This window comes from Anaerotruncus sp. DFI.9.16 (assembly GCF_024461615.1).
GTDB lineage: Bacteria > Bacillota > Clostridia > Oscillospirales > Ruminococcaceae > Anaerotruncus > Anaerotruncus massiliensis.
Window position 1 is genome coordinate 1 of sequence record NZ_JANFZX010000002.1, and the last position, 19585, is coordinate 19585.

Annotated in this window: 11 protein-coding genes; 3 read left to right on the forward strand and 8 right to left on the reverse strand. The window is 61.8% G+C overall.

Annotated elements, in window-relative coordinates; translation table 11 throughout:
* Nucleotides 1-37: 37 nt before the first annotated feature.
* The 6 genes from NE609_RS01915 to NE609_RS01940 form a co-directional block, all read right to left on the reverse strand.
* On the reverse strand, nucleotides 38-1213 hold the full coding sequence (locus NE609_RS01915; protein ID WP_256151528.1) for an aldo/keto reductase: 1176 nt from the start codon (nucleotides 1211-1213) through the stop codon (nucleotides 38-40).
* A gap of 189 nt (nucleotides 1214-1402) precedes the next feature.
* Entirely contained in the window at nucleotides 1403-2110 is a 708-nt protein-coding gene (locus NE609_RS01920) for an immunoglobulin domain-containing protein (protein ID WP_256151529.1), read from the reverse strand.
* A gap of 17 nt (nucleotides 2111-2127) precedes the next feature.
* Nucleotides 2128-2649 (reverse strand): hypothetical protein, encoded by a 522-nt coding sequence (locus NE609_RS01925; RefSeq protein ID WP_121587475.1) that lies wholly within the window; start codon nucleotides 2647-2649, stop codon nucleotides 2128-2130.
* A gap of 109 nt (nucleotides 2650-2758) precedes the next feature.
* Nucleotides 2759-3370, reverse strand: coding sequence for a hypothetical protein (locus NE609_RS01930; RefSeq protein WP_256151530.1), 612 nt, complete (start codon nucleotides 3368-3370; stop codon nucleotides 2759-2761).
* A gap of 89 nt (nucleotides 3371-3459) precedes the next feature.
* Nucleotides 3460-4008 carry a hypothetical protein gene (locus tag NE609_RS01935; protein ID WP_121587477.1) on the reverse strand — a complete coding sequence of 183 codons (549 nt, stop codon included), beginning with the start codon at nucleotides 4006-4008 and terminating at the stop codon, nucleotides 3460-3462.
* A 24-nt stretch (nucleotides 4009-4032) separates the two neighbouring features.
* On the reverse strand, nucleotides 4033-14913 hold the full coding sequence (locus tag NE609_RS01940) for a hypothetical protein (RefSeq protein WP_256151531.1): 10881 nt from the start codon (nucleotides 14911-14913) through the stop codon (nucleotides 4033-4035).
* Between the two features lie 455 nt (nucleotides 14914-15368).
* Here NE609_RS01940 and NE609_RS01945 point away from each other — a divergent pair, with 455 nt between their 5' ends.
* The 3 genes from NE609_RS01945 to deoC all read left to right on the forward strand — a co-directional run bounded on the left by NE609_RS01945 (nucleotide 15369) and on the right by deoC (nucleotide 17835).
* Nucleotides 15369-16220 (forward strand): glycoside hydrolase family 25 protein, encoded by an 852-nt coding sequence (locus tag NE609_RS01945; protein WP_256151532.1) that lies wholly within the window; start codon nucleotides 15369-15371, stop codon nucleotides 16218-16220.
* Nucleotides 16221-16378: 158 nt separating this feature from the next.
* Nucleotides 16379-17155 carry a DeoR/GlpR family DNA-binding transcription regulator gene (locus tag NE609_RS01950; RefSeq protein ID WP_256151533.1) on the forward strand — a complete coding sequence of 259 codons (777 nt, stop codon included), beginning with the start codon at nucleotides 16379-16381 and terminating at the stop codon, nucleotides 17153-17155.
* Between the two features lie 35 nt (nucleotides 17156-17190).
* Nucleotides 17191-17835: a deoxyribose-phosphate aldolase gene (deoC, locus tag NE609_RS01955; RefSeq protein WP_256151534.1), complete on the forward strand. Its 645-nt coding sequence runs from the start codon at nucleotides 17191-17193 to the stop codon at nucleotides 17833-17835.
* A gap of 78 nt (nucleotides 17836-17913) precedes the next feature.
* On the opposite strand, the gene NE609_RS01960 is transcribed toward deoC, so the two are convergent.
* Entirely contained in the window at nucleotides 17914-18858 is a 945-nt protein-coding gene (locus NE609_RS01960; protein WP_101552034.1) for a 2-hydroxyacid dehydrogenase, read from the reverse strand.
* A gap of 22 nt (nucleotides 18859-18880) precedes the next feature.
* The gene (locus NE609_RS01965; protein ID WP_101552036.1) at nucleotides 18881-19549 is read right to left on the reverse strand and encodes an RraA family protein; all 669 of its coding nucleotides are present in this window, start codon (nucleotides 19547-19549) and stop codon (nucleotides 18881-18883) included.
* Nucleotides 19550-19585: the final 36 nt, after the last annotated feature.

The window sequence follows — 19585 nt, forward strand, 5'->3', positions numbered from 1 at the left end:
CCCCCCCCCCCCCCCCCCCCCCCCCCCCCGGGGAGCATCATTCGAGAATCTTCATGAGCGCGGCGATCTCCCCCAGCCTCTGCGGGATGGCGATCCCCTGCGGGCAGTGGGAGACGCACCTGCCGCAGCCGACGCAGCGGCCGGCGCGCCGCTCCTCCGGCAGCGCGTCGTAAATCGCGCGGATTGCCTTCGCGTTCTCCCGCAGCGCCCTGCCGTCCGAAGGGTTGAGCCCGACCTCGGCGGCGCAGCGGTTGTAGGCCGCGAAGACGCCGGGGATGTCGACGCCCGACGGGCAGTCCATGCAGTAACGGCAGCCGGTGCAGGGGATGGTCCCGAGGGCGAAGTAGGCCCGCCGCGCCCGGTCGAGCGTCTCCCGCTCGGAGTCGGAGAGGGGCTCGAAGGGGGACATCGTTTCGACGTTGTCCCGCACCTGCTCAAGGGTGGACATGCCGCTCAGGACGGTCAGCACGTTGGGCAGCGACGCGGCGAAGCGGATGGCCCACGACGCGGTGCTCGCGCCGGGGCGCGCCGCGCGGAGGATCTCCACCGCCTCCGGGCAGAGGGAGACGAGGTTGCCGCCCCGCACCGGCTCCATTACGATGCAGGGCAGGCCGTTTTCCTCGAGGATGCGGTACTGCTGCGCGGCGTCGAGCAGTTCCCAGTCGAGGTAGTTGAGCTGGATCTGCACGAAGTCCCATCCGCCGCGCGCGATGAGCTCCCGCAAAACCTCCGGCGTCCCGTGGAAGGAGAATCCGAGGCGGCGGATGGCCCCCGCCGCCTTCTGCGCCCGCAGGTGGTCGAGCAGGCCGGTCTTCTCGTAGACGTCGGTAAATTCCTCAACCGATTTCCCCACCGAATGGCAGAGGTAGAAGTCAAAATAATCGGTGCGGCACCGTTCGAGCTGGTCGGCGAAGATCCGCTTGCCCTCGTCCAGGCTGTGGACGAGCCAGGTCGGCATCTTGCTCGCGAGGTGGTAGCTCTCGCGCGGGTATTCCGCCAGCGCCCGGCCGAGGAACGGCTCGGAATCGCCGTCGTGGTAGCGGTAGGCGGTGTCGAAATAGTTAACCCCGTGGGTATAGGCGCAGTCGATCAGCTCGCGCGCCCTCTCGAAGTCGATCTCCTGCGTGTCGGGGGAAACGCGCGGCAGGCGCATCGCCCCGAAGCCCAGCAGGGAGACGCGGTCGTCCGTTCCGCGGTATGCGCGTGTCTCCATATGGCGGCCCCTTTCCTGAGGTGATTTTTCCCGTAAGCGGGATGAACGGGCGGCCCCGAAGGCCCGCCCGGCATCCCGGAAACAGCTGTCCATGAAAGTATAGCACACCGGGGCCGCGGATACAATCCTTCCCCGCCGCGCTGGCGGAAAGGGGCGCCCCGCATGGGGCGCCCCTTTCCGCAACAATGTTTAATCCGGCTTCCTGCGGATGGAAACGGCTGCCGCTATGGCCGCGGCCGAAAGCCCCAGCAGCGCGAGCGCGAGCGCCGGCGCGGAACCGTCGCCCGTATTGGGCAGCTTCATCAGAGGGACGGGCAGGTCCCTGATGATCGTCGGATCGGCAGGGGCCACGATGTGGATGTCCGGGCCCTCGTCCGAGCCGCCGTCCCCGCCGCCTCCGCCCGGCGACTTCGACAGTACCGCCAGCGCCACGTCGCATTCCGCCGAGCTTCCGTATTTGTCCGTCAGCACGATCCGGTAGACCCCCGCGTCGCTTTTCTGCGCGTTCGGGATCGTATAGACGTTGCCCGCGTAGTTCTCCCCCTCGAAGAGCACCTCCGACAGGGTGTCCGCGTCGAGCACCTTATACCACGCGAAGCGGTAGGGCAGCACCCCGTCCTTCGCGCTCACCGTCAATTCCGCCGTCTCCCCGACGTAGACGCTCACATCCGCTCCCCATACCTCCGGGCCCGGAAGCGTCATCACCTTGAACTGCGTGCTCGCGGACGGGCGCTCCAGCGTCGCCGTATCCACCTCTTCGCTCACGCTCACGATATCCGAAAGGTCCCTGTCCGTCTCCTCCCCGCCGATCTCCCCGGCGGCCAGCGCCGTCAGCGAAACCGTCAGGGCAAGCGCCGCGGCCGCGAGCAGGGCGGCTCCCCTTCCCAGTCCTTTCAATGCGGTCCCTCCCCTCCTCAGTTCTGGATGATCAGCTGCATCTCCGCTCCCGCGGTCCCCACCAGCTCCTGTGTGTCGGCGGTATAGGCGTAAAAGGTCGCCGTCGCCGGATAGGTCCCCTTTGCAAGCGCCCGATCGAGCTTCGCCTCCTGGATGTGGTAGTTCGGCTCCAGCGCGCCGGAGGTGTACACCTTCTCCCCCGTGTCGTTGAGGGTGATCTCCACCACCATCAGATAGTGGTTGGCGGGGGAGTTCTCGATGCAGAGGTTTCCGGGGGAGCTCCCATCCGGGAACTCCGGCTGGGTGTTGATCGAGATGTTGAACATCCCCTCCTCAACGATGCGGTTGAGCTCCTCAACGATCTGCTCCTCCGTCTTGCCCTCGAGCTGGCCGAGCTGCGCGTCGGCGGCCCGCGTGAGGCCCGCCGGCTGTTCCTGCGGGCGCAGCAGCAGCCAGGCGATCACGCCGACCAGGATGAGGATGACAACCGGGAAAGCCCATTTGACGGCTCCGCCGTTCTTTTTCGTCTTTTCTTCCATAACGCGCTCCTATGTTCTTTTGTCATGCCTGTACCGGGGAAAACGCCGCGCGGCGCGGCACTTTCCCCGGCACAGGGGGTTCCCTGTGCCGGAATAAGATGATGCCCTTTTATTCAGCCAAGGCAACCGTATAAGTGACCGTGAAAGCCTTCTCAGCAGTTTGCGCAATTGCCGTGTCACGTTTGCCTGCTCTCGCCGTCAGCGGGAGGTCCAGGGTTCCGACTCCCTGACTGGCCACGTTAAACGCCGGCGCGCTCCAACCCAGCGAGTCAATCGTACCCGCACGAAGCGCCTGCTCCTTAATCGTGAAGTACAACGCCTTAGGGTCTTCGGTGCTCGCGGCGGCCGCTGCCGACTCAACAAAGCTCCAGCCCTCTTCCAACACGACATTCATTTTAGAGACGTTTGCCGCTTTCGGGGAGTAGTTTTCGACCTTATATGTTGTGGGAACCGAGGTGGTACCATCCGCCGAGATGCAGAAGGTGACGCCCAGGGGAACCGATACGCTCATCCAATAGGTCGGGATCGTGTCGCTCTTATCAAGCACTTTGAACCAGGTGCTCGCCGAACCATTTTCCTGGATGCTCTTCGCATTCGTGCCGTCATCCGGAGTAACCGTGCCGTCCGTATCTCCCGTCCACTGGGGTTCCGCCGCAAAGGAAATCACGCCGAGGGAGAGGATCATTGCCATTGCCAGGATCGTTGCTAATACCTTTTTCATTGTTTTGACCTCCTGTTTTTCTTGTTTTGTGGGGTTACGTTGAAATGTATGTAAAGTCATAACCTCCTTTTCCACAGGCTGCGCGCGGCTTACGACTCCACCGTCAGGAGCACCTCCGCCGCCGCCTGCCCGACTTCCGACTGGTCCTCCGGGTCGTGCGCCGTAAAGATCGCAGTCGCCTTATAGGAACCCTTCGGCAGCGCCTTGGACAGCGTGATATTCTCGATGTACTGCCCCGGCCTGATGCCTCCGGATTGATATACCGATTCGCCCGTATCGTCCAGCACGATCTGCACGGTCATGTTGTAGTGGTTGGCGGAGATGTTGTCGATATAGGCCTGCCCCTCCGCCGTCCCGTTCGGGAAGCTGATCTGGGTGTTGATCGAGATGTTGAACATCCCCTCCTCAACGATGCGGTTGAGCTCCTCGATGATCTGCTCCTCCGTCATGCCCGGCAGGATTCCCGTCGTGGCGTTCGGGTCGAAGAAATCCGCCATGCCGCTTCCGCCGCGTCCAAAAAAGAACCATGCCGCCGCGCCGATCACCACGAGCGCGGCCACAATCCCCACGGCCAGCCCGCGCCTGGATTTTTTCGGCGGGGCCGCCACAGCCGCGCCCCGCTCCGGTACCTCATTCATGGGATATCACCTCTTTCACACTTTTTATTGCATCACACCCATTTGGGGCTCCCCGGCGATCGACGCCTTAAAGGTAATCTGGTAGCTGTAGTTGGCAGGTCTGCCGTTTTCGCCCTGCCCGCTGGGCATCTTATTGCTGAGGAAATCGAAGGTGCACTTCTGGTTCCACGGGATCTCCGCGAAGTCTTGGAAGACCACAATGACCAGCCCCCTCGATTCCGCACTGCTCGAATCGCCGGTTTTAAATGCAATGGGAGCCGTCTGTGGAGAAACGTCAATCGGGCGGATCGCCAGATCGTAGTCGGTCCCTTCCCCGATTTTCGGCGCGTCGATCTGCCGCATCGCATCACCACTGTCCGCGGCCAACCGCGTCAACATCGGTTTTACCTGCGTATTGACCGGGAACGCGGAGCGGTTCTCCACATACATCCTGTCCGCGCTCGGCTGTGCGAGCGTGCCGTCCTTCGCCACGCAGACGGTGATCGAAAGCGGCACCGTCACGTCGAGGCGGGCGGTTTTCGTCTCAAAAGGCACCTCCATGTTCGCAGCCGTCGGGACGTCCAGCCCCAGCATGGAGGCCCCCCCGGACGACAAGCCGGTCAGCGGCGTTTCGCCGATTTTGCACTCCTTGATCAGCAGTTTTTTGGTCTGGGCCGCGTTGAGGGCGTTGGCGTTTTTCAGCGTGACCGTCCAGGAGGCGGACCCGTTGGCGGGCACCTGCATCCCGGAAAGCACCGTGGAGGGAGCCAGCTCCGTACTGTCCACCTTGAAGTTGAACTTGTACATCGCGTCGTCCGCCGTCCAGAGCTTAAAGTTCTCGTCGATCTCCCGCTCCGTCGCGAACCCGATCGTGGGCGTGTCCATGCCCAGTAAAATTCCCATTCCCTCCGAGAGCCCCACGCCGGTGGAGGTGACCGTTTTATCCACGCCGTAGCCGTTATACACCGTGAGGGTGCCCGTACTGGCATTGGGCTTTTCGGCGCTTGCCTCGGTCGACTTCGCCGTCAGGGTGCTCGCTTCGTAAAGCGACAGGACAAATGCTTCGCTCTTCGCCGTGACGCCGTTTGCGTCGGTCGCGGTCAGATAGTATTTCCCCGCGCGGGTTCCGGCCTCGGGCCGGAAGGTGAAGCTCACCGTTGAGGTGCTTTCATTGTTCGAGCGCACCACCGCCCGGAAGACGGGCGTGTAAGCAGGCATATCCTGGGCCATATCGTCGTCACGGACGGCCTCGAACTTCATTTCGTTGCCTTTCGAGTCAATGAGCTTGACGTTCGCCGCCCCGCTTGTGGAGACGTCAGCCGTAAAGGTCACCTGTTCGCCTACCCGCACGAACATGTCGTCCGGTGTGGTGGTGAAGTGGAAGGGCAGACCCAGCTCGAGCGTGTTTTGCTCGGTCGCGGATTTGACCAGTGCGAACTTCTCTGTGATTCCCTTCGCAAGGGCGAAGCGCGCCGCGTCGTTGGCCACGTCGTTATAGGACGCGGCTCCCTCCGCGAAGACGGCCACATCCCTGCCCGCTTCATAAACGCCATCCGGCGGTGTGGTTCTATCCATGTCGACAGAGATCTTCGCACCGCTTTCGAGCGCGGAATCAACGTTGATGACCTTCGCGGTCTTTCTGTCGGCGCCCGCCGTCAGGTAGACCGTCTGGTCCGCGCCGAGCGTGGGCGCGTTCGCGCCGAGCCGGAAGGTGCCGTTCTGCCAGACGCCCGCGCCGTTTGCCGCACGGTTCCCGGTGATCGTGCCGCCGTCCATCCGGAAGGTGCCGCTGTTGGCCACAGCGCCGCCGTCACCGCTGTTGGCGTTATTTTGCAGGCGCGCGCCGTTGTCCGTCGTGAGCAGTCCGTCCGCCGCGACGACAATCAGAGGCGCTTTCGCCGTTACCCCGTCCGCGACGACCTCCTGTTTTCCGCTCGTGACGGCTTTTGCATGGCCGTCCAACGTGATCCCGTCGAGCGTCAGGCTTCCGGTCACGTTGAAGAGCGCGTTTTGGTTGTCGGCCACGCCAAATCCGGTGAGACCGGAGATGTTGTCCGGTTGGGCATAGCGCTTGACGAGCACCCCGCCCGCGACGTCGGCGCTGCCGCCCTCGCCGCTGTAGTGTGTCGTCACCGCGCCGGTTTCGCCAGTCTCGGCGACGATCCGCGCGCTGCTCACATCGACGGTGTTCACCACGTAGAGGGTGCCGCCGTTCAGGGCTTTGAGCTTATCGAAGGCGGTTTTCAGCGTCCTGACGGCGTTCGCCGGGGTCTGGCCATCTTTGCCGTCGTCGCCGCCTTTGCCGTTGATGTAGATCGCGTTCTTCGCCTGCAATTCAAGGATGCTCTTGTCGACCGTCTCGCGTCCGAGCGTGTAGAGCGCCGCGATCTCGTCCGCGAGGGTGTAGAGCGCGGCCCGCTTGGGCAGGTCGGTATCTGAAATATTGCTCGCGTAGTCGACCACGTCGCGCCCGTTCTCCGCGCCGTCCATGTTGACCAGCAGAGCGTTCGCGGGCGCGAACGCATCCGCCGCGGAGATCACCTTCGCGCTGCCGCCGCTGCCCGCCAGGTAAATTTCGCCCTCTATGGACGGGCTGCTCTCGACGTAGAAGGTGCCGTTCTGGTAGACCGCCGCGCCCTTGGACGCCTGCGTGTCTGCGATCGCGCCGCCAATCATTTTAAAGGTTCCATCGTTTCCGACCGCGCCGCCGAAATTGGTTGCGCTAACGTTGTTGTTATTCTGGAGCGCCGCGCCCGCGCCGACGGTCAGGGCCCCGCCCATGCCGACTTCGATCAGCGGAGCCTGCGCGGCCACCGCCGGGGCCGTGGTCTTCGGGCTGCCGGTGTTAAGCGCCGCGCTGTGTCCGTCAATCGTCACGCCCGACAGTTCAAAAGCTCTGTTTACGGTGAAGAGCACGCCGGTATACGGCCGCTTTGCCTTATCGCCGCTGAAGCCGTCCGCGGGCGGATTCGTCGGCACGGAGTAGCGCCGGATCACCACCGGCCCGCCGGTCGAGACCGTATCCGTGCCGGCCTTATACTGCTGAGCTGTCAGCGCGACGCCCGTGACAGGGACGTTGTCCACAACGTAGATGACGCCGCCCTGCTCCTTCAGCAGTTCGTACGCGTGCTTGAGCGTCAGGACCGCCGTATCGGGAGTCGTGCCGTCAAGGTCGTCGCTTCCGCCCACGCCGTCAATGTAGACGATACCCTTTTCCTGCAATTCGAGGATATTGGCCGCGGGCTGGCTCCGGTTGTTGAGCTTATATTGCGCCAGGATATCCGGCGCAAGGGTATACTTTGCCTTTTCCGTGTCGTCGGGCGTTTTCCCGGACGGATACTGCACCACTGCGCGGCCCGCGTAGGCGTCCGCCATATCCACGGAAAGCGCGCTGCCGGAGGTTGTCGTAAGCTCGATGTACTTACTGGTCGCCGCGTTTCCGCCGCCCGCCAGATAGACGCTGCCTTCAACCGACACGGCCCCGCCGACCAGGAATTTGTCCCCCTGGTAGATCGCACCACCCTTTGCGGCCTGCGTGTTCTCGATCGTGCCGCCGTTCATCGTAAGCGTCCCCGAGACGATGTTCACCGCGCCGCCATTGCCGGTCGTCGTGTTGTTCTCGAGCGTCGTGCCCGTGCCCATCGTGACGTTTCCGCCGTTCACCTTGATGATCGAGCCGTCCGCCGTGAAGCCCTGGTCCGCGTCGTGACGGCCCTGGATCGCAATCCCGCCAAGGGTCAGCGTGCCGCCCGTCACCTCGATCATGTCGCCGCGATAGGGCGTATAGCTGTACTTGCCCGCCACGGCAAAGCCCGAATAGCGCCGCAGGGACTGGTCCGCCCCAAGGCTCCAATTATCGCCTGCGGAAACGGTGAGCTTCCCGCAGATGTAGATGTTGCCCGGATCGCTTCCCAGCGCCTTTTTCGCCGCCGCGAAGGTCTTATATGCAAGGTCGGGCGTGCTGCCGTCGTTCTGATCGTTGCCCTTCACGCCGTCCACGAAGATGATCTTTTTGAGGACGATATTTTTGGCCTTGTTTCCCGTGCCGCGGTCGAGCACCGCGCCCTCGTAATCGGTCGCAAAGTAGCGCAGGTTTGGGGCCGCGCTCTCGAGCGTACCCTCGGGGATCACCACGCTGTCACCGACCCTGAAGCCGTTTGTGGAATTCACGGCCGGCGTCGCCAGCTCCACGTTGTACCGGCGGCCCGCCTGTCGGATCGTCCGGGACAGCTTGATCGGGTACGCGTTGCTGCTCAGGTAGACGCCGTCCGCAAGATCCGCGCCGCCGCCCTCGAGGATGAAGTTCGGGGTCGCGACGTAGACGCCCCTGCCCACGCCGCCCGCGTTCGAAAGGATGTTCCCGGAGACCCGGCCGCCCTTGAAGGTGGTGGTACTGTTGCTTCCAGAGCAATAGCAGCCCGCACCTTGACCAGCGGTATTTCCGGTGATCTCGCCGCCCATGACTACCGCGGTTCCTCTGTTTAAGAGTCCACCGCCGTCAAGTGCCGCCGTGTTTTTGCTGATCGTTCCGTCGGTCATCGTAAAGCTGCCGTTGGACACAGCGACGTAAACGCCGCCGCCGTTATTTGTCGTCGTGTTTTCGCTGATCGTTCCGCCCTTCATCGTAAAGGTTCCGTCGTAACCGACCTCGACACCGCCGCCGCCTGACGCCGTGTTTTCGCGGATCGTTCCGCCACTCATCGTAAAGCGGCCGAGATCGATATAGACGCCGCCGCCATAATTTGCCGTGTTTTGGCTGATCGTTCCACCGTTCATCGTAAAGCCGCTGTAATCGACATAGGCACCGCCGCCGCTGTCACTCGCCGTGTTTCCGTTGATCGTTCCATCGTTCATTGTAAAGCTTACGCTGGAACCGCCATAGAAGCCGCCGCCGTTTTTCGCCGTGTTTCCGCTGATCGTTCCACCGTCCATCGTAAAGCGGCCGAAATAACTATAGAAGGCACCGCCGCGCGTCGCCGCGTTTTCGCTGATCGTCCCGCCGGTCATCGTAAAGTGGCCGTTGTAACCGACCCCGACGCCGCCGCCGTCACTCGCCATGTTTCCGCGGATCGTCCCGCCCTTCATTGTAAAGGTGCCAGAGACATAGACACCGCCGCCGCTGTCACTCGCCGTGTTTTCGCTGATCGTTCCGTCGATCATTAAAAAGGTGCCGGAAGAGAGATAGACGCCGCCGCCATAATCCGCCGTGTTTCCGCTGATCGTTCCGCCGTCCATCGTAAAGAAACCTTTGGAATAGACACCGCCGCCATTGACGCCCGCCGTGTTTTGGCTGATCGTTCCGGTGCTCATAATAAAAGTGCCGGGCGTATCAACATAAACACCGCCGCCATAGCTGGTCGCCGTGTTTCCGCTGATCGTTCCGCCGTCCAACGTAAAGCGGCCATACTTGACATAGACGCCGCCGCCATAGCTGCTCGACTTATTTCCGCTGATCGTTCCACCGGTCATCGAGAACTGCGAGCTGCTACTTGAAAGATAGACACCGTTGACATTCCCGGTGATGTTGCCTCCGGATTGGACGACGTCGGTCGCATTGGTGATATACAGTCCGTAATTGTTGCCGGAAATTTTGCCGCCGGTCATCGAGAAGTGTGAGTCGCTGCCCGATACGTTGACGCCCGCGCCAACGGATGACCTGTTATTTTGAAGCAGCGCGCCGTCCACGATCGTGAGCGTGCCGGCCGACTGGCTGACGAGATAGCTGGAGCTGCTGCCGGCCGCCGCGTTGCCGTCGATCGTAATGTTTTGCAGTGTCAGCTCACCGGCAGACACGCTGACCATGGTGCCCGTGAAGCCGCGCATCCGGCGCAAAACGGGTATGCGGTTGCCGACGCTGATATCGTTCAGCGTCCAAGTTCCGCCATTGCTGCTCGCGGTCACGTTCACCGTCCCGCAGACGAGGATGTTCGCCTCCCCGCCTTCGGGGATGTCCGTAACGGTTTGTATCAGCTCCTTCGCCCGCGCAAAGGTCTGAACAGGCTTCTTCGGACCCCAGCCGTATCCGTCCGCATCGCTGCCGGTACCGGAAATGTAGACGTTCCAGCCCGCCGCGACAATATTGGAAGGCGTTGCGGCAGCATCCGGGTCCGCCAAAAGCCGCATCGATTTTGCCGGCTCGGCCGCCAGCGTAAACTGGATATCGCCCGCATTCAAATACTGGCCCGCGTTATAAGTACTGCCGCCGTCCACGACGACTCCCCCGAGATAATATTCGGAAAGGGTAAGTTCCATGGTACCGTCCGCGACCGCGCCAGCCGGCGGGGTAAGCTGGGACAGCGTCCCCGTCAGCGTGATCGGGGTTACCGCCGCACCGTCGTCCCACAGCATGACGCCGCCGTTGATATCGATGGCGCCACCCATCTCAAATTTCGCCGCATTAGCGGAATAAATGTTGTTCGACCCGGACTCCGCCGCCGTATTGCCGCGGATGTGCCCGCCGGTCATGGAAAAGTTCGCGCCGGAAGCGATGTACACGCCGCCGCCAACCCCATGTGGAGCAGTATTCCCAGTGATCAGCGCGCCGCCCGAAAGATTGAAGGCCGCGCCCGACGGAACATAGACGCCGCCGCCGCTGTAAATAGTGCTGCTGGACCCCGAGCTGTTATTGGTGATGGTTCCGCCCGACATGTTGAACTCCGCTCCGGAAAAGAGCCTCACGCCGCCGCCGTAGTTGCCGGTATTATGGAAGCCGGAGATCGTGCCGCCATCCATGTCGAATACCGCGTTTGCCGCGCCGAGACGCACACCACTTCCGGAAATCGTGCCGGATATCCCTTTGCTGATTTCGCCGCCATGCAACTCGAAGCGCGCGCCGCTCCCGGAAAGGACTACCGCGTTATATGCCTTGTTATTGGTGATCCGCCCGCCGTTCATCGTAAACGTGCCGTTTGCGCCTACCACGACGGACGCCGTACCGCTGGTGCTATTTGTCCGCCCATTTCCCGTGACAAGCGCGCCGTTTCCCACTGTGAGCGACCCGCCCGACACCTGCACCGCGTTGCGGGCGGCGCCCTGAAGGGTCGCGTTCCCCCTAAGTGTCAGGCTTCCGCCCGTCACCTGGAACAGATCCAACGTGGATTGCAGTCCGGTGGACGTGTCCCGCAGGCCGTCCACGACGATGTTGGAGAGCGTTACACTGCCGCCCGATATCTGCACAAGATAGACCGGCTTAAAGTACTGGTTCGTAAACCGGCGGATGTCCGCCATCCAGCCGGGTTTGATCGCGTTGACTTCGCTCAGATCCCAGGTTTCCGCACCCGAGCTCACCGTCACCTCGCCGCAGAGGAAGATGTGCGGGACAAAGCTCGTGTTGCCCTTTTCAATCTCCGCATTTGCAAGCGCCACCAGTTTTTCTTTCGCCGCGGCAAAGGTCTTCACCGCCTGCGCGGGCGAAAGGCCGGTATTGCCGTCGTTCCCATTTACGCCGTCAAGATATATCCCGATTTCAAGCAAAATCAGGTCGTTTCCATAACCGCCGATCGTAAATTTGTCAGTGTAATTTTTGAGGATAAAATGCGCCTCATAGCTTGAAGCGTCTGTAAGCGGGTTGGTGGGAACCACCACGCTGACGCCAGAGGTATGATTCGGTCCTACGGCCACGTCAAACGTCTTGCCGACGCCCGGCACGCCCGACAGATTGATCACATAGGTCGGGTCCGGCAGGCTGATCCGGCCGTTGACCGTTGCAGCCGCGGCATTGAGCGTGAATCCGGGCGAGTTCGCATAGACCGCGCTTTGTTCCGTGGGGTTGAGCGCGGAAACCGTGCCCCCAGACAGATTGAACTCCGCGGAGGTCCCGGACAGCATCACGCCATAGGAAGTTCCACCCGTGACCGTACCGCCATTCATATCGAATGTCCCATTGCTGCATAGCACCGCTTGTTTACCCGAAGCGCCCGAAACCGTCCCGCTTTCCATGATGAAATTTCCACCGCTGGCAATCTCGACGCCGCAGGACGAACCAGAAATGGCTGCATTCGAGAAGGTCATTATCCAATCCGTATAAGCGCCGGTCGCTGAAGAAACCGCCGCTGTCCCGGAGATCGTCGTAATACCAGAATTCTTTATTCCAAATGAAAATTTGTCGATGCTCCCGGCAGACATTTTAAATGTCGCGGCACCTTTTACGCTCACGCCGGTTCCCTTTTCGGACGTTCCGACGATCTCCCCGCCGGTCATCGACGCTGTCCCATCTGCCAAAGTTACCGCGGTATCCGTACCAGTATAGTTGAGCTTTGTCCCTGAGCTAATCTTCAGCAAGGCGGCGTCTACGCTTGTCTGAAGAATGGTTTTGTCGCTTTCAAAGGTAATGTCTGCAAGCGTGAGCGCTCCTGCCACGCTGACCATGGAAGGGCCGGTGAAGCCGCTGTATTTCGCTACCTTGGCCGACGGGAAGCTTGCCGGCGGCAGAGACCATGTCTCTTCCCCTGTGACCGCGACCGTGTTCCCGCAGATATAGATGACTCCGCTGCCCTTTAATTCTGTGAGCAGCAGCTCTTTTGCGCGCGCAAAGGTCGCGACCGGCGTATTTGCCGTCGCACCGTCGTTGTTGTCGTCGCCTGTCCCCGAGAGGTAGATCGCCGTGTAGGTGACGATCGGGTAGGCCTGCATGATCCGTTCGTTGCCCGTTCCGGGCTTGACGCGCAGCGCCCACCGCGGGTCCTTGGCTTCATTGACGCTGCCGTCCAGCGCCAGGTATCTTCCCAGATTGTCCGCCGTGATCGTCTCCGGAGCGGAAGCCGCGTCAAACGCGCTGGTAAACGGATCGACGTTTGAGGCGAATTTGATCGCATAGGGGGCGGTGGGTTCCTGTGTAAAGATGATTCCGGGGGCGGTCGGGCGCTGCTCGAAATAGACCGGTCCGTCCATCGCGAGCCCGGTGCCGGCGGTCAGCGTGCCGTCCGCGAGCGTCACGACGGAATCCGCAGCGGAGCCGCCGCTCTCTGTCGTGTTGGACAGCGTCAGATTTGTAAGCGACAGATTGACTCCCTTGTCAATGTAAAAGTACGGGCCGGAAAGATACTTGTTCCAGCGTTTAATCGTCGCATTTTTTCCGTCGAAGGTGTAGGTCGAAGCATCGCTTTCCTTATGATAGGTATCGCTGCACATGCTCATGCAGACAATCGTTCCGTTCGGCTGGACAAGCCACAGCGCCTGTTCCAGCGTCTTTACCGACGCCAGCGCACTGTTCCCGGCCGCGTCGTCATTTCCTCCGGGGATTGTTTGGTCCACGTCCTGGAACGCCGGGTCGGGGTTCCAGTAAACGGTCTCAAGACTGCTCTCTGCCGCAGTCGCCGCCGGAGCGGAAAAAACCGCCGCGCGCAGCAAATTTTCGCCGCGGAACGCCTTGACGGTGTACACCCCGTCCGCGCTCGCGGGCACGGCGGTGCTCGCCTCCGTCACCTTCGACGGGGCGTTTTCTTCGCGGCCGTCTTCTTCGCCGCTCTTGACTGTCACATCCTCCACGGGCAGCTCCACTGCTTCCCCCTCCGCGGACTCCGCGCTCCGCGACCGGGCCATTACCCGCACCGCCGGCACGAACTCCACCGTGAACCGCTCCGTCCCCGGATAGGTCGACGCCATCGCCACCTCGTACCGCCCGTTGCTTCCCGGCACGATCTCCGCCGTCAGCTCTCCCAGCGAGGTCACTTCCACTTCCGTGTAGAAGGAACGCTCCTCCAGCGGCCCCTCGCTGTCATGGATCCGGATAACATGCGTCCCGTTCTTCGTCACCGTGAACTTCCGCTGGAACCGGAACGGCTCCCCTTCCCCGTTCACCGTCACCCTGCCCTCGCTCATCGTCCCGTCCGTGCTCGACGAATCAGAGCTCGCGGCCTCCGAACCGGAGGCCTCCGAGCTGGATGCATCTGAGCTGGAAGCATCTGAGCTGGAAGCATCTGAGCTCACATCGGAACCCGCATTTTCAGAACCGGCATCCTCCGGGCCCGTCCCGAAAGAGGACGCGGCCGCGCTCTCCCCGCTCGACGCGGGATTCTCCGAACTGCTCCTATCCGGGGCCGGGGCCTTCTCCTCCCCGGTGCTCGTAGCCGCCGTCGGGTCCTCCGGCTTGCTCTCCGGTTTCGGCTCCGCCGCGCTGCTCTCCGGCAGCGGCACGATCTCCTCCGCCGTGATCTCCGCCGACAGCACCCGCGCCAGATTGATCCGCGCGCTTGCCGCAGCCTCCGCAAGTTCGCTGATGGGATTCGACGAGTCCTCCGCCTCGCCGGGTTTGCCGTTCTCTTCCGGTTTGCCGCTCTCCTCCGGTTTGCTCTCTTCGCTCGATCCGCTCTCTTCCGGAGTGCTGCTCACTTCTGGAGTGCTGCTTACTTCCGGAATGCTGCTCGCTTCTGAGCTTGCCGCTTCCGAGCTTGTGGATTCCTCCGGGACGCTCGAAGATTCCGAACCGTTCTCCTCCGGGCCGGACGCCTCGGACGAAGCCGCGTCCGGGTCCCCCGTGACCTTCTCCGCGCCCTCCGTGGCGCCCTCGGCCTTTCCGCCGTCCTTCGCTTCGATATGTAAGTTCCGCGTGAAGGGGAAGGTCGACACCGCCGTGATCTCCACCGCGAGGCCGTCCTCCGTGAAGACCTCCTCCTGCGTCGCCGTCAGGCTGTATTCGTCCGTGCTCCCCTTGTCGTCCTCGTTGTGGCGCCGCTCCTCGGACGGGCTTTCGCCGCTTGCGGACCCGCTCTCGGGAGGCTGCTCCCCACCCGGTTTGCTCTCCTCCGCGGGCGCGGACGGTTTTTCCAGTTCGGAAACGGTGCCGGCGGTCTCCATTCCGTCCGAACTGCCGTCCATCATTTCCGCGTAGGAAAAAACCGAAGTCGCACTGATCAGCATCAAAACTGTCAGTAACAGCGCGACCGACTTTCTCCATGTTTTTCCCCCATTGTACGCGAAAGATTTCATGTTCCGCCCCTCCTCCGACGCCTGCCGGTACTTTCTGAAGGAAGACTTTTCAAAAGAAAAATCCCCAATTGTTTCTATATTTTGTTACCAAATATTAATCCAATAATTGTTTCTGTTTTTCCGTATATCCCCCTAAAATCGGTTAATATTAACGCTCAATTCAATTATTTTATAAAAATTCATTAGAAATTGTTACCAATACAGTTGGATTATATCATTATTTTCCAGTTGCTTCAATATGATTTTTCCAGCCTATTCTTAAAAATTCTTTTCTGTTCACAATTTTTTTATAATTCCGTTTTTGTGGTCACAAATTTCTATAGTTATTATCGATTTTACACATTTTGAGCCTTTGGCAAGTTTTGCTTCGCCCCTTCCGGGAACGCTTTCCAGCTCGGGGGCATAGGATATCCGGGGAAGTTTCCCCATCTGAATCCACGAGAGAAGGTCTTTCAATGACTGCTATAAATGGAATCGACGTCTCCGTCTGGCAGGGAGAAATCGACTGGGCGCGCGTAAAAGCCGGCGGCGTCGGCTTTGCAATGGTCCGCGCGGGCTACGGCCTCGCGGCCGATCCGAATTTCGCAAGAAACATGGAGGGCGCCGCCGCGCAGGGGATCCCCGTCGGGGCCTACCTCTACAGCCGGGCCGTCACGACGGGCGAGGCCGAAGAGGAAGCCGCCTTTCTGTTGGAGCTGGCAACGCCCTACCAGATCGTATACCCCGCCTCGCTTGATATGGAGAGCGCCGGACAGCACGCGCTGACCAACGACCAGCGCACCGGGCTCGCGCTTGCGTTCTGCGGCAAGGTGGCGCAGGGCGGCCTCACCCCCGGCGTCTACTCGAGCCTCTACTGGTTTGAGACGATGCTCGACCTCCCGGAGCTGAAACCCGTCCAGCGGTGGGTGGCGGACTGGAGCAGCCAAAAGCCCTCGCTGGAGGGCGGCGTGGACCTCTGGCAGCACAGCTCGCGCGGGCTGGTGGACGGCATCTCCGGGTATGTCGACCTCGACGTCTCCTTCCGCGACTACGCGGCGGAGGACGGCGGCGGGGAGGGCGAGCCCGCCCTTCCCGAGGCTCCGGCCGCCGGGACGGCTCTGCTGCTCTACGGCGTTCCGCTCTATGCGAGCGCCACAGCGCAGACACGCTCGGCCACCATCAGCGGGCGCTACTGGGTCTACGACGGGATCGCCGTGGACGGCAGACTGCGGATCACCAACAGCGCGTCGCGCGTTGGACGCACGCCCATCGCGCAGAACGTCACGGGGTATATCGACCTCGCGGATGCGAAACCCGAAGAGGCGTAGATGTAAAAAAGGTCCCGGCCGCCTTCGCGGCCGGGACCTTTTTGATTTATTTTGATCGTTTCTAATTTTGTTGTCTTTTTGTGATTTTTTTAGATTGATTTTGTTTTTCAGAGGTGCTATACTAAGCACGATCAATCATGTATAAAGCTGGGATAAAGATGTATGCATCCGAACGGGAAGAACGCATCCTGGACTACCTCGGGACGCACGGGGTCACGCCGACCGCCGTGCTGCAGGAGGTGACCGGCTCCTCGATCGCGACCGTCCGCAGGGACCTGAACGCGCTGAGCAGCCGCGGGCTGATCGTCAAGACCCACGGCGCGGCCCGGCTCAACCGGGACCGGCCCGCCGCCGAACGCCCCACGGACGACGGGCGGGAGGAGGACCCCTTCTACGGCGAAAAGGACCGGATCGCGCAAACCGCCGCGCGCCTGGTCGAAGACGGCGACGTGATCTTCATCGGCGCGGGCAAGACCTGCACCCTCCTGGCCCGCTATATCCGCGGCAAAAAGGGGCTCACCGTGGTGACCTCCAACATCGACGCGGTCGTCGAGCTGTCCAGATCGCAGGGACTTTCGATGATCCTGCTGGGCGGCGACGTGCATGTGGGGAGCAACTACATCGAGACGCTCGACGAATACACGATCGAATCCCTCCGGCGGCTCTATTTTGACAAGGTCTTCCTGACGGTGAACGGCGTCGACCTTGAATACGGCTACTCGATCAACAGCCGCCTTCAGCCGACCCTCTACCACCACCTGCTGGACAACTCCAGGGACTTTTACCTGCTGGCAGACCGCCACAAGTTCGGCAAGCGCGCCTTCGCCTACTTCTGCGCGATCGACCGGATCGCCAACGTCGTCACCAACCCGGAGACCGACGGCAGGTACCTCGCCTTCTACCGCAGTTCCGGCATCAACGTCTATACCGGCTGAGCTCGCTCGCCGATTCAAAAAAACGGAGGTTTATTATGGAGAAACAGGAAATCTACAGCCACGTCGACCACACCCAGCTCAAAGCCGTCTCCACCTGGCAGGATATCCGCAAGCTCTGCGAGGAGGCGCTCGCGCACCACACCGCCTCGGTCTGCATCCCGCCCTCCTATGTCGCGCGGGCGCACGAGCATTTCCCCGCGCTCAACATCTGCACCGTCATCGGGTTCCCGCTCGGATACAACACCACCGCCGTCAAGGTCTTCGAGGCCGAGCAGGCCATCGCCGAGGGTGCCGGCGAGGTGGACATGGTGGTCAACCTGGGCGACGTGAAAAACGGCGATTACGACAAGGTCCTCGCGGAGATCGCCGCGCTGCGGCGGGCGGCCGGAGATAAGGTCCTCAAGGTGATCGTCGAGACCTGCTACCTCACCGAGGAGGAAAAAGTCCGCCTCTGCGAGCTCGTCACAGAGGCGGGCGCGGACTACATCAAAACGTCCACCGGCTTCGGCACCGGCGGCGCGACCCTCCCCGACGTCCTCCTCTTCCGCGAGCACATCGGGCCCCGGGTAAAGATCAAGGCGTCGGGCGGCATCCGCACCGAGGCCGACCTGCGCCTTTTCCTGGAAAACGGCTGCGACCGGCTGGGCGCCAGCGCGGCGGTCACCGCCCTCGGGGACTGAGTCCGTTTCATACAGCATCAAAAAAGCGGCTCCGCAGGATTCTGCGGAGCCGCTTTTTATGGGGAGACGCCGGAAATGTCAGAGCAGGAAGAGCGGCTCTTCGCCGCGGCCGATCCGCTGCGCGTTTTCCAGGCTGAACTTGTAGACGCGGTAGTAGTTGTCGTAGGTCGCCGCGCCGATGTGCGGCGTTGTGATGAGGTTAAGCCCCTCGTCCAGCCCGAAGATCGGGTCGTCCGGCTCGAACACGTCGAACGCCGCGCCCCAGATCTTCTTTTCCCGGAGCGCCTCGAGCAGGGCCGTCTCGTCCACGATCTGGCTTCTCGCCGTGTTGATCAGGATGGCGGAATCCTTCATGCGCGCAAACTGCTCCCGGCCGATCATGCCGCGGGTGCTGTCCAGAAGCGGCGCGTGGATCGTGATGACGTCCGCCGAGGCGATCAGCTCGTCAAAGGGCACGTATTCGCATCCCAGCTTCTCCTCTTCCTCCGGGGGCATCCGGAAGACGTCGCTGTAGATGACGCGGGTGCCGAACGCCTTCACCCGCTTGATGACCTCGCGACCGATCGTGCCGCCGCCGATCACACCGACCGTCTTGCCGAGCAGCTCATAGCTGTCGTGCCGGTAGGTCCAGGTGTGCCACTCGCCCTTTTTGCCCAGCGGGTCGAGGGTGATGATGCGGCGGTAGAGCGCCAGCATATCCAGCACCGCGAGCTCCGCCACCGAGGAGGCGTTGAAGCCCTTGCAGATCGAGATGGGGATGCCCTTCTCCTTCGCGTAGGCGACGTCGACCATGTCGACGCCCACGCCGGTTCGCTGGATGAGGCGGAGGTTGGGGGCCTGGTCTATGATCTCCTTCGTCGTGCGGAAGGTGGTGACGAAAAAGCAGTCGGCGTCCTCGGGTGTTCCCTTTTCCCCGATGGTGGGGTTTAAAAACCGCAGCGTCACGTCGGGCGGGCACATGTCCAGGATCATCCGCTCCATGTGCTCGTTGAGCTTATCGAGATAGAGTACTCTTGTGTTCACGGAAAAACCTCCACAATTTTATTTACGCCTCTTTGGTCTGGAGATGGTGGTACCCCATGCGCGCCCGGGCCTCCCGCAGGGGGATGCCCTCCTTCAGCGCCTGGCGGATGCGCTCCTCCTTCTCCTCGATCTCCCGCGCGATGGCGAGCACCTGCTCCGCACGGTCGAAGGGGACGGCGAGGGCGCCCGTCTCGTCCCCAAAGATCAGATCCCCCGGGCAGACCTTGATTCCCGCAACGGTGACCGGCTCGTTGACCGCAGCGACCTCCACCCGGTCCTTGCCGGTGACCATGTAGTAGCCCATCGTGAAGATGGGGTACCGGATCGCGCGCACGTCCTTGACATCCCGGCAGACGCCGTAGATCAGCGTCCCGGCGATCTCCTTCATCGAGGCGGCCATCGCCATGATGTCCCCCCAGACGGTGCAGTAGTCGCGGCCGCCGTTGTCGAGCACGCAGACCTGCCCCGGCTCCACATCGTCCAGGAAGTCGCCCACCGTTCCCTTGACCTCCCCGCAGGGGACGTAACGGACGGTGAACGCCTGGCCGCACATGACCACGCCCGGCGTGACCGGTTTGATCCCATAGAGCCCGCCCGGGATGCCCAGGCGGTCCAGCGCGTCCGAAATGCTGGTGGAATCCAGCTTCTTGTAGGCTTCAATGACGGCCGGGTCGAGTTTCGGTATTTGCATATGCGAACGCCCCTCTCAAATTCTCTTCATCCAGCT

Excerpts from the sequence above, each read along its gene's own strand:
- NE609_RS01915 (WP_256151528.1), bottom strand. The coding sequence starts at position 1,213 with ATGGAGACACGCGCATACCGCGGAACGGACGACCGCGTCTCCCTGCTG.
- NE609_RS01925 (WP_121587475.1), bottom strand. The coding sequence starts at position 2,649 with ATGGAAGAAAAGACGAAAAAGAACGGCGGAGCCGTCAAATGGGCTTTC.
- NE609_RS01930 (WP_256151530.1), bottom strand. The coding sequence starts at position 3,370 with ATGAAAAAGGTATTAGCAACGATCCTGGCAATGGCAATGATCCTCTCC.
- NE609_RS01935 (WP_121587477.1), bottom strand. The coding sequence starts at position 4,008 with ATGAATGAGGTACCGGAGCGGGGCGCGGCTGTGGCGGCCCCGCCGAAA.
- NE609_RS01940 (WP_256151531.1), bottom strand. The coding sequence starts at position 14,913 with ATGAAATCTTTCGCGTACAATGGGGGAAAAACATGGAGAAAGTCGGTC.
- NE609_RS01945 (WP_256151532.1), top strand. The coding sequence starts at position 15,369 with ATGACTGCTATAAATGGAATCGACGTCTCCGTCTGGCAGGGAGAAATC.
- NE609_RS01950 (WP_256151533.1), top strand. The coding sequence starts at position 16,379 with ATGTATGCATCCGAACGGGAAGAACGCATCCTGGACTACCTCGGGACG.
- deoC (WP_256151534.1), top strand. The coding sequence starts at position 17,191 with ATGGAGAAACAGGAAATCTACAGCCACGTCGACCACACCCAGCTCAAA.
- NE609_RS01965 (WP_101552036.1), bottom strand. The coding sequence starts at position 19,549 with ATGCAAATACCGAAACTCGACCCGGCCGTCATTGAAGCCTACAAGAAG.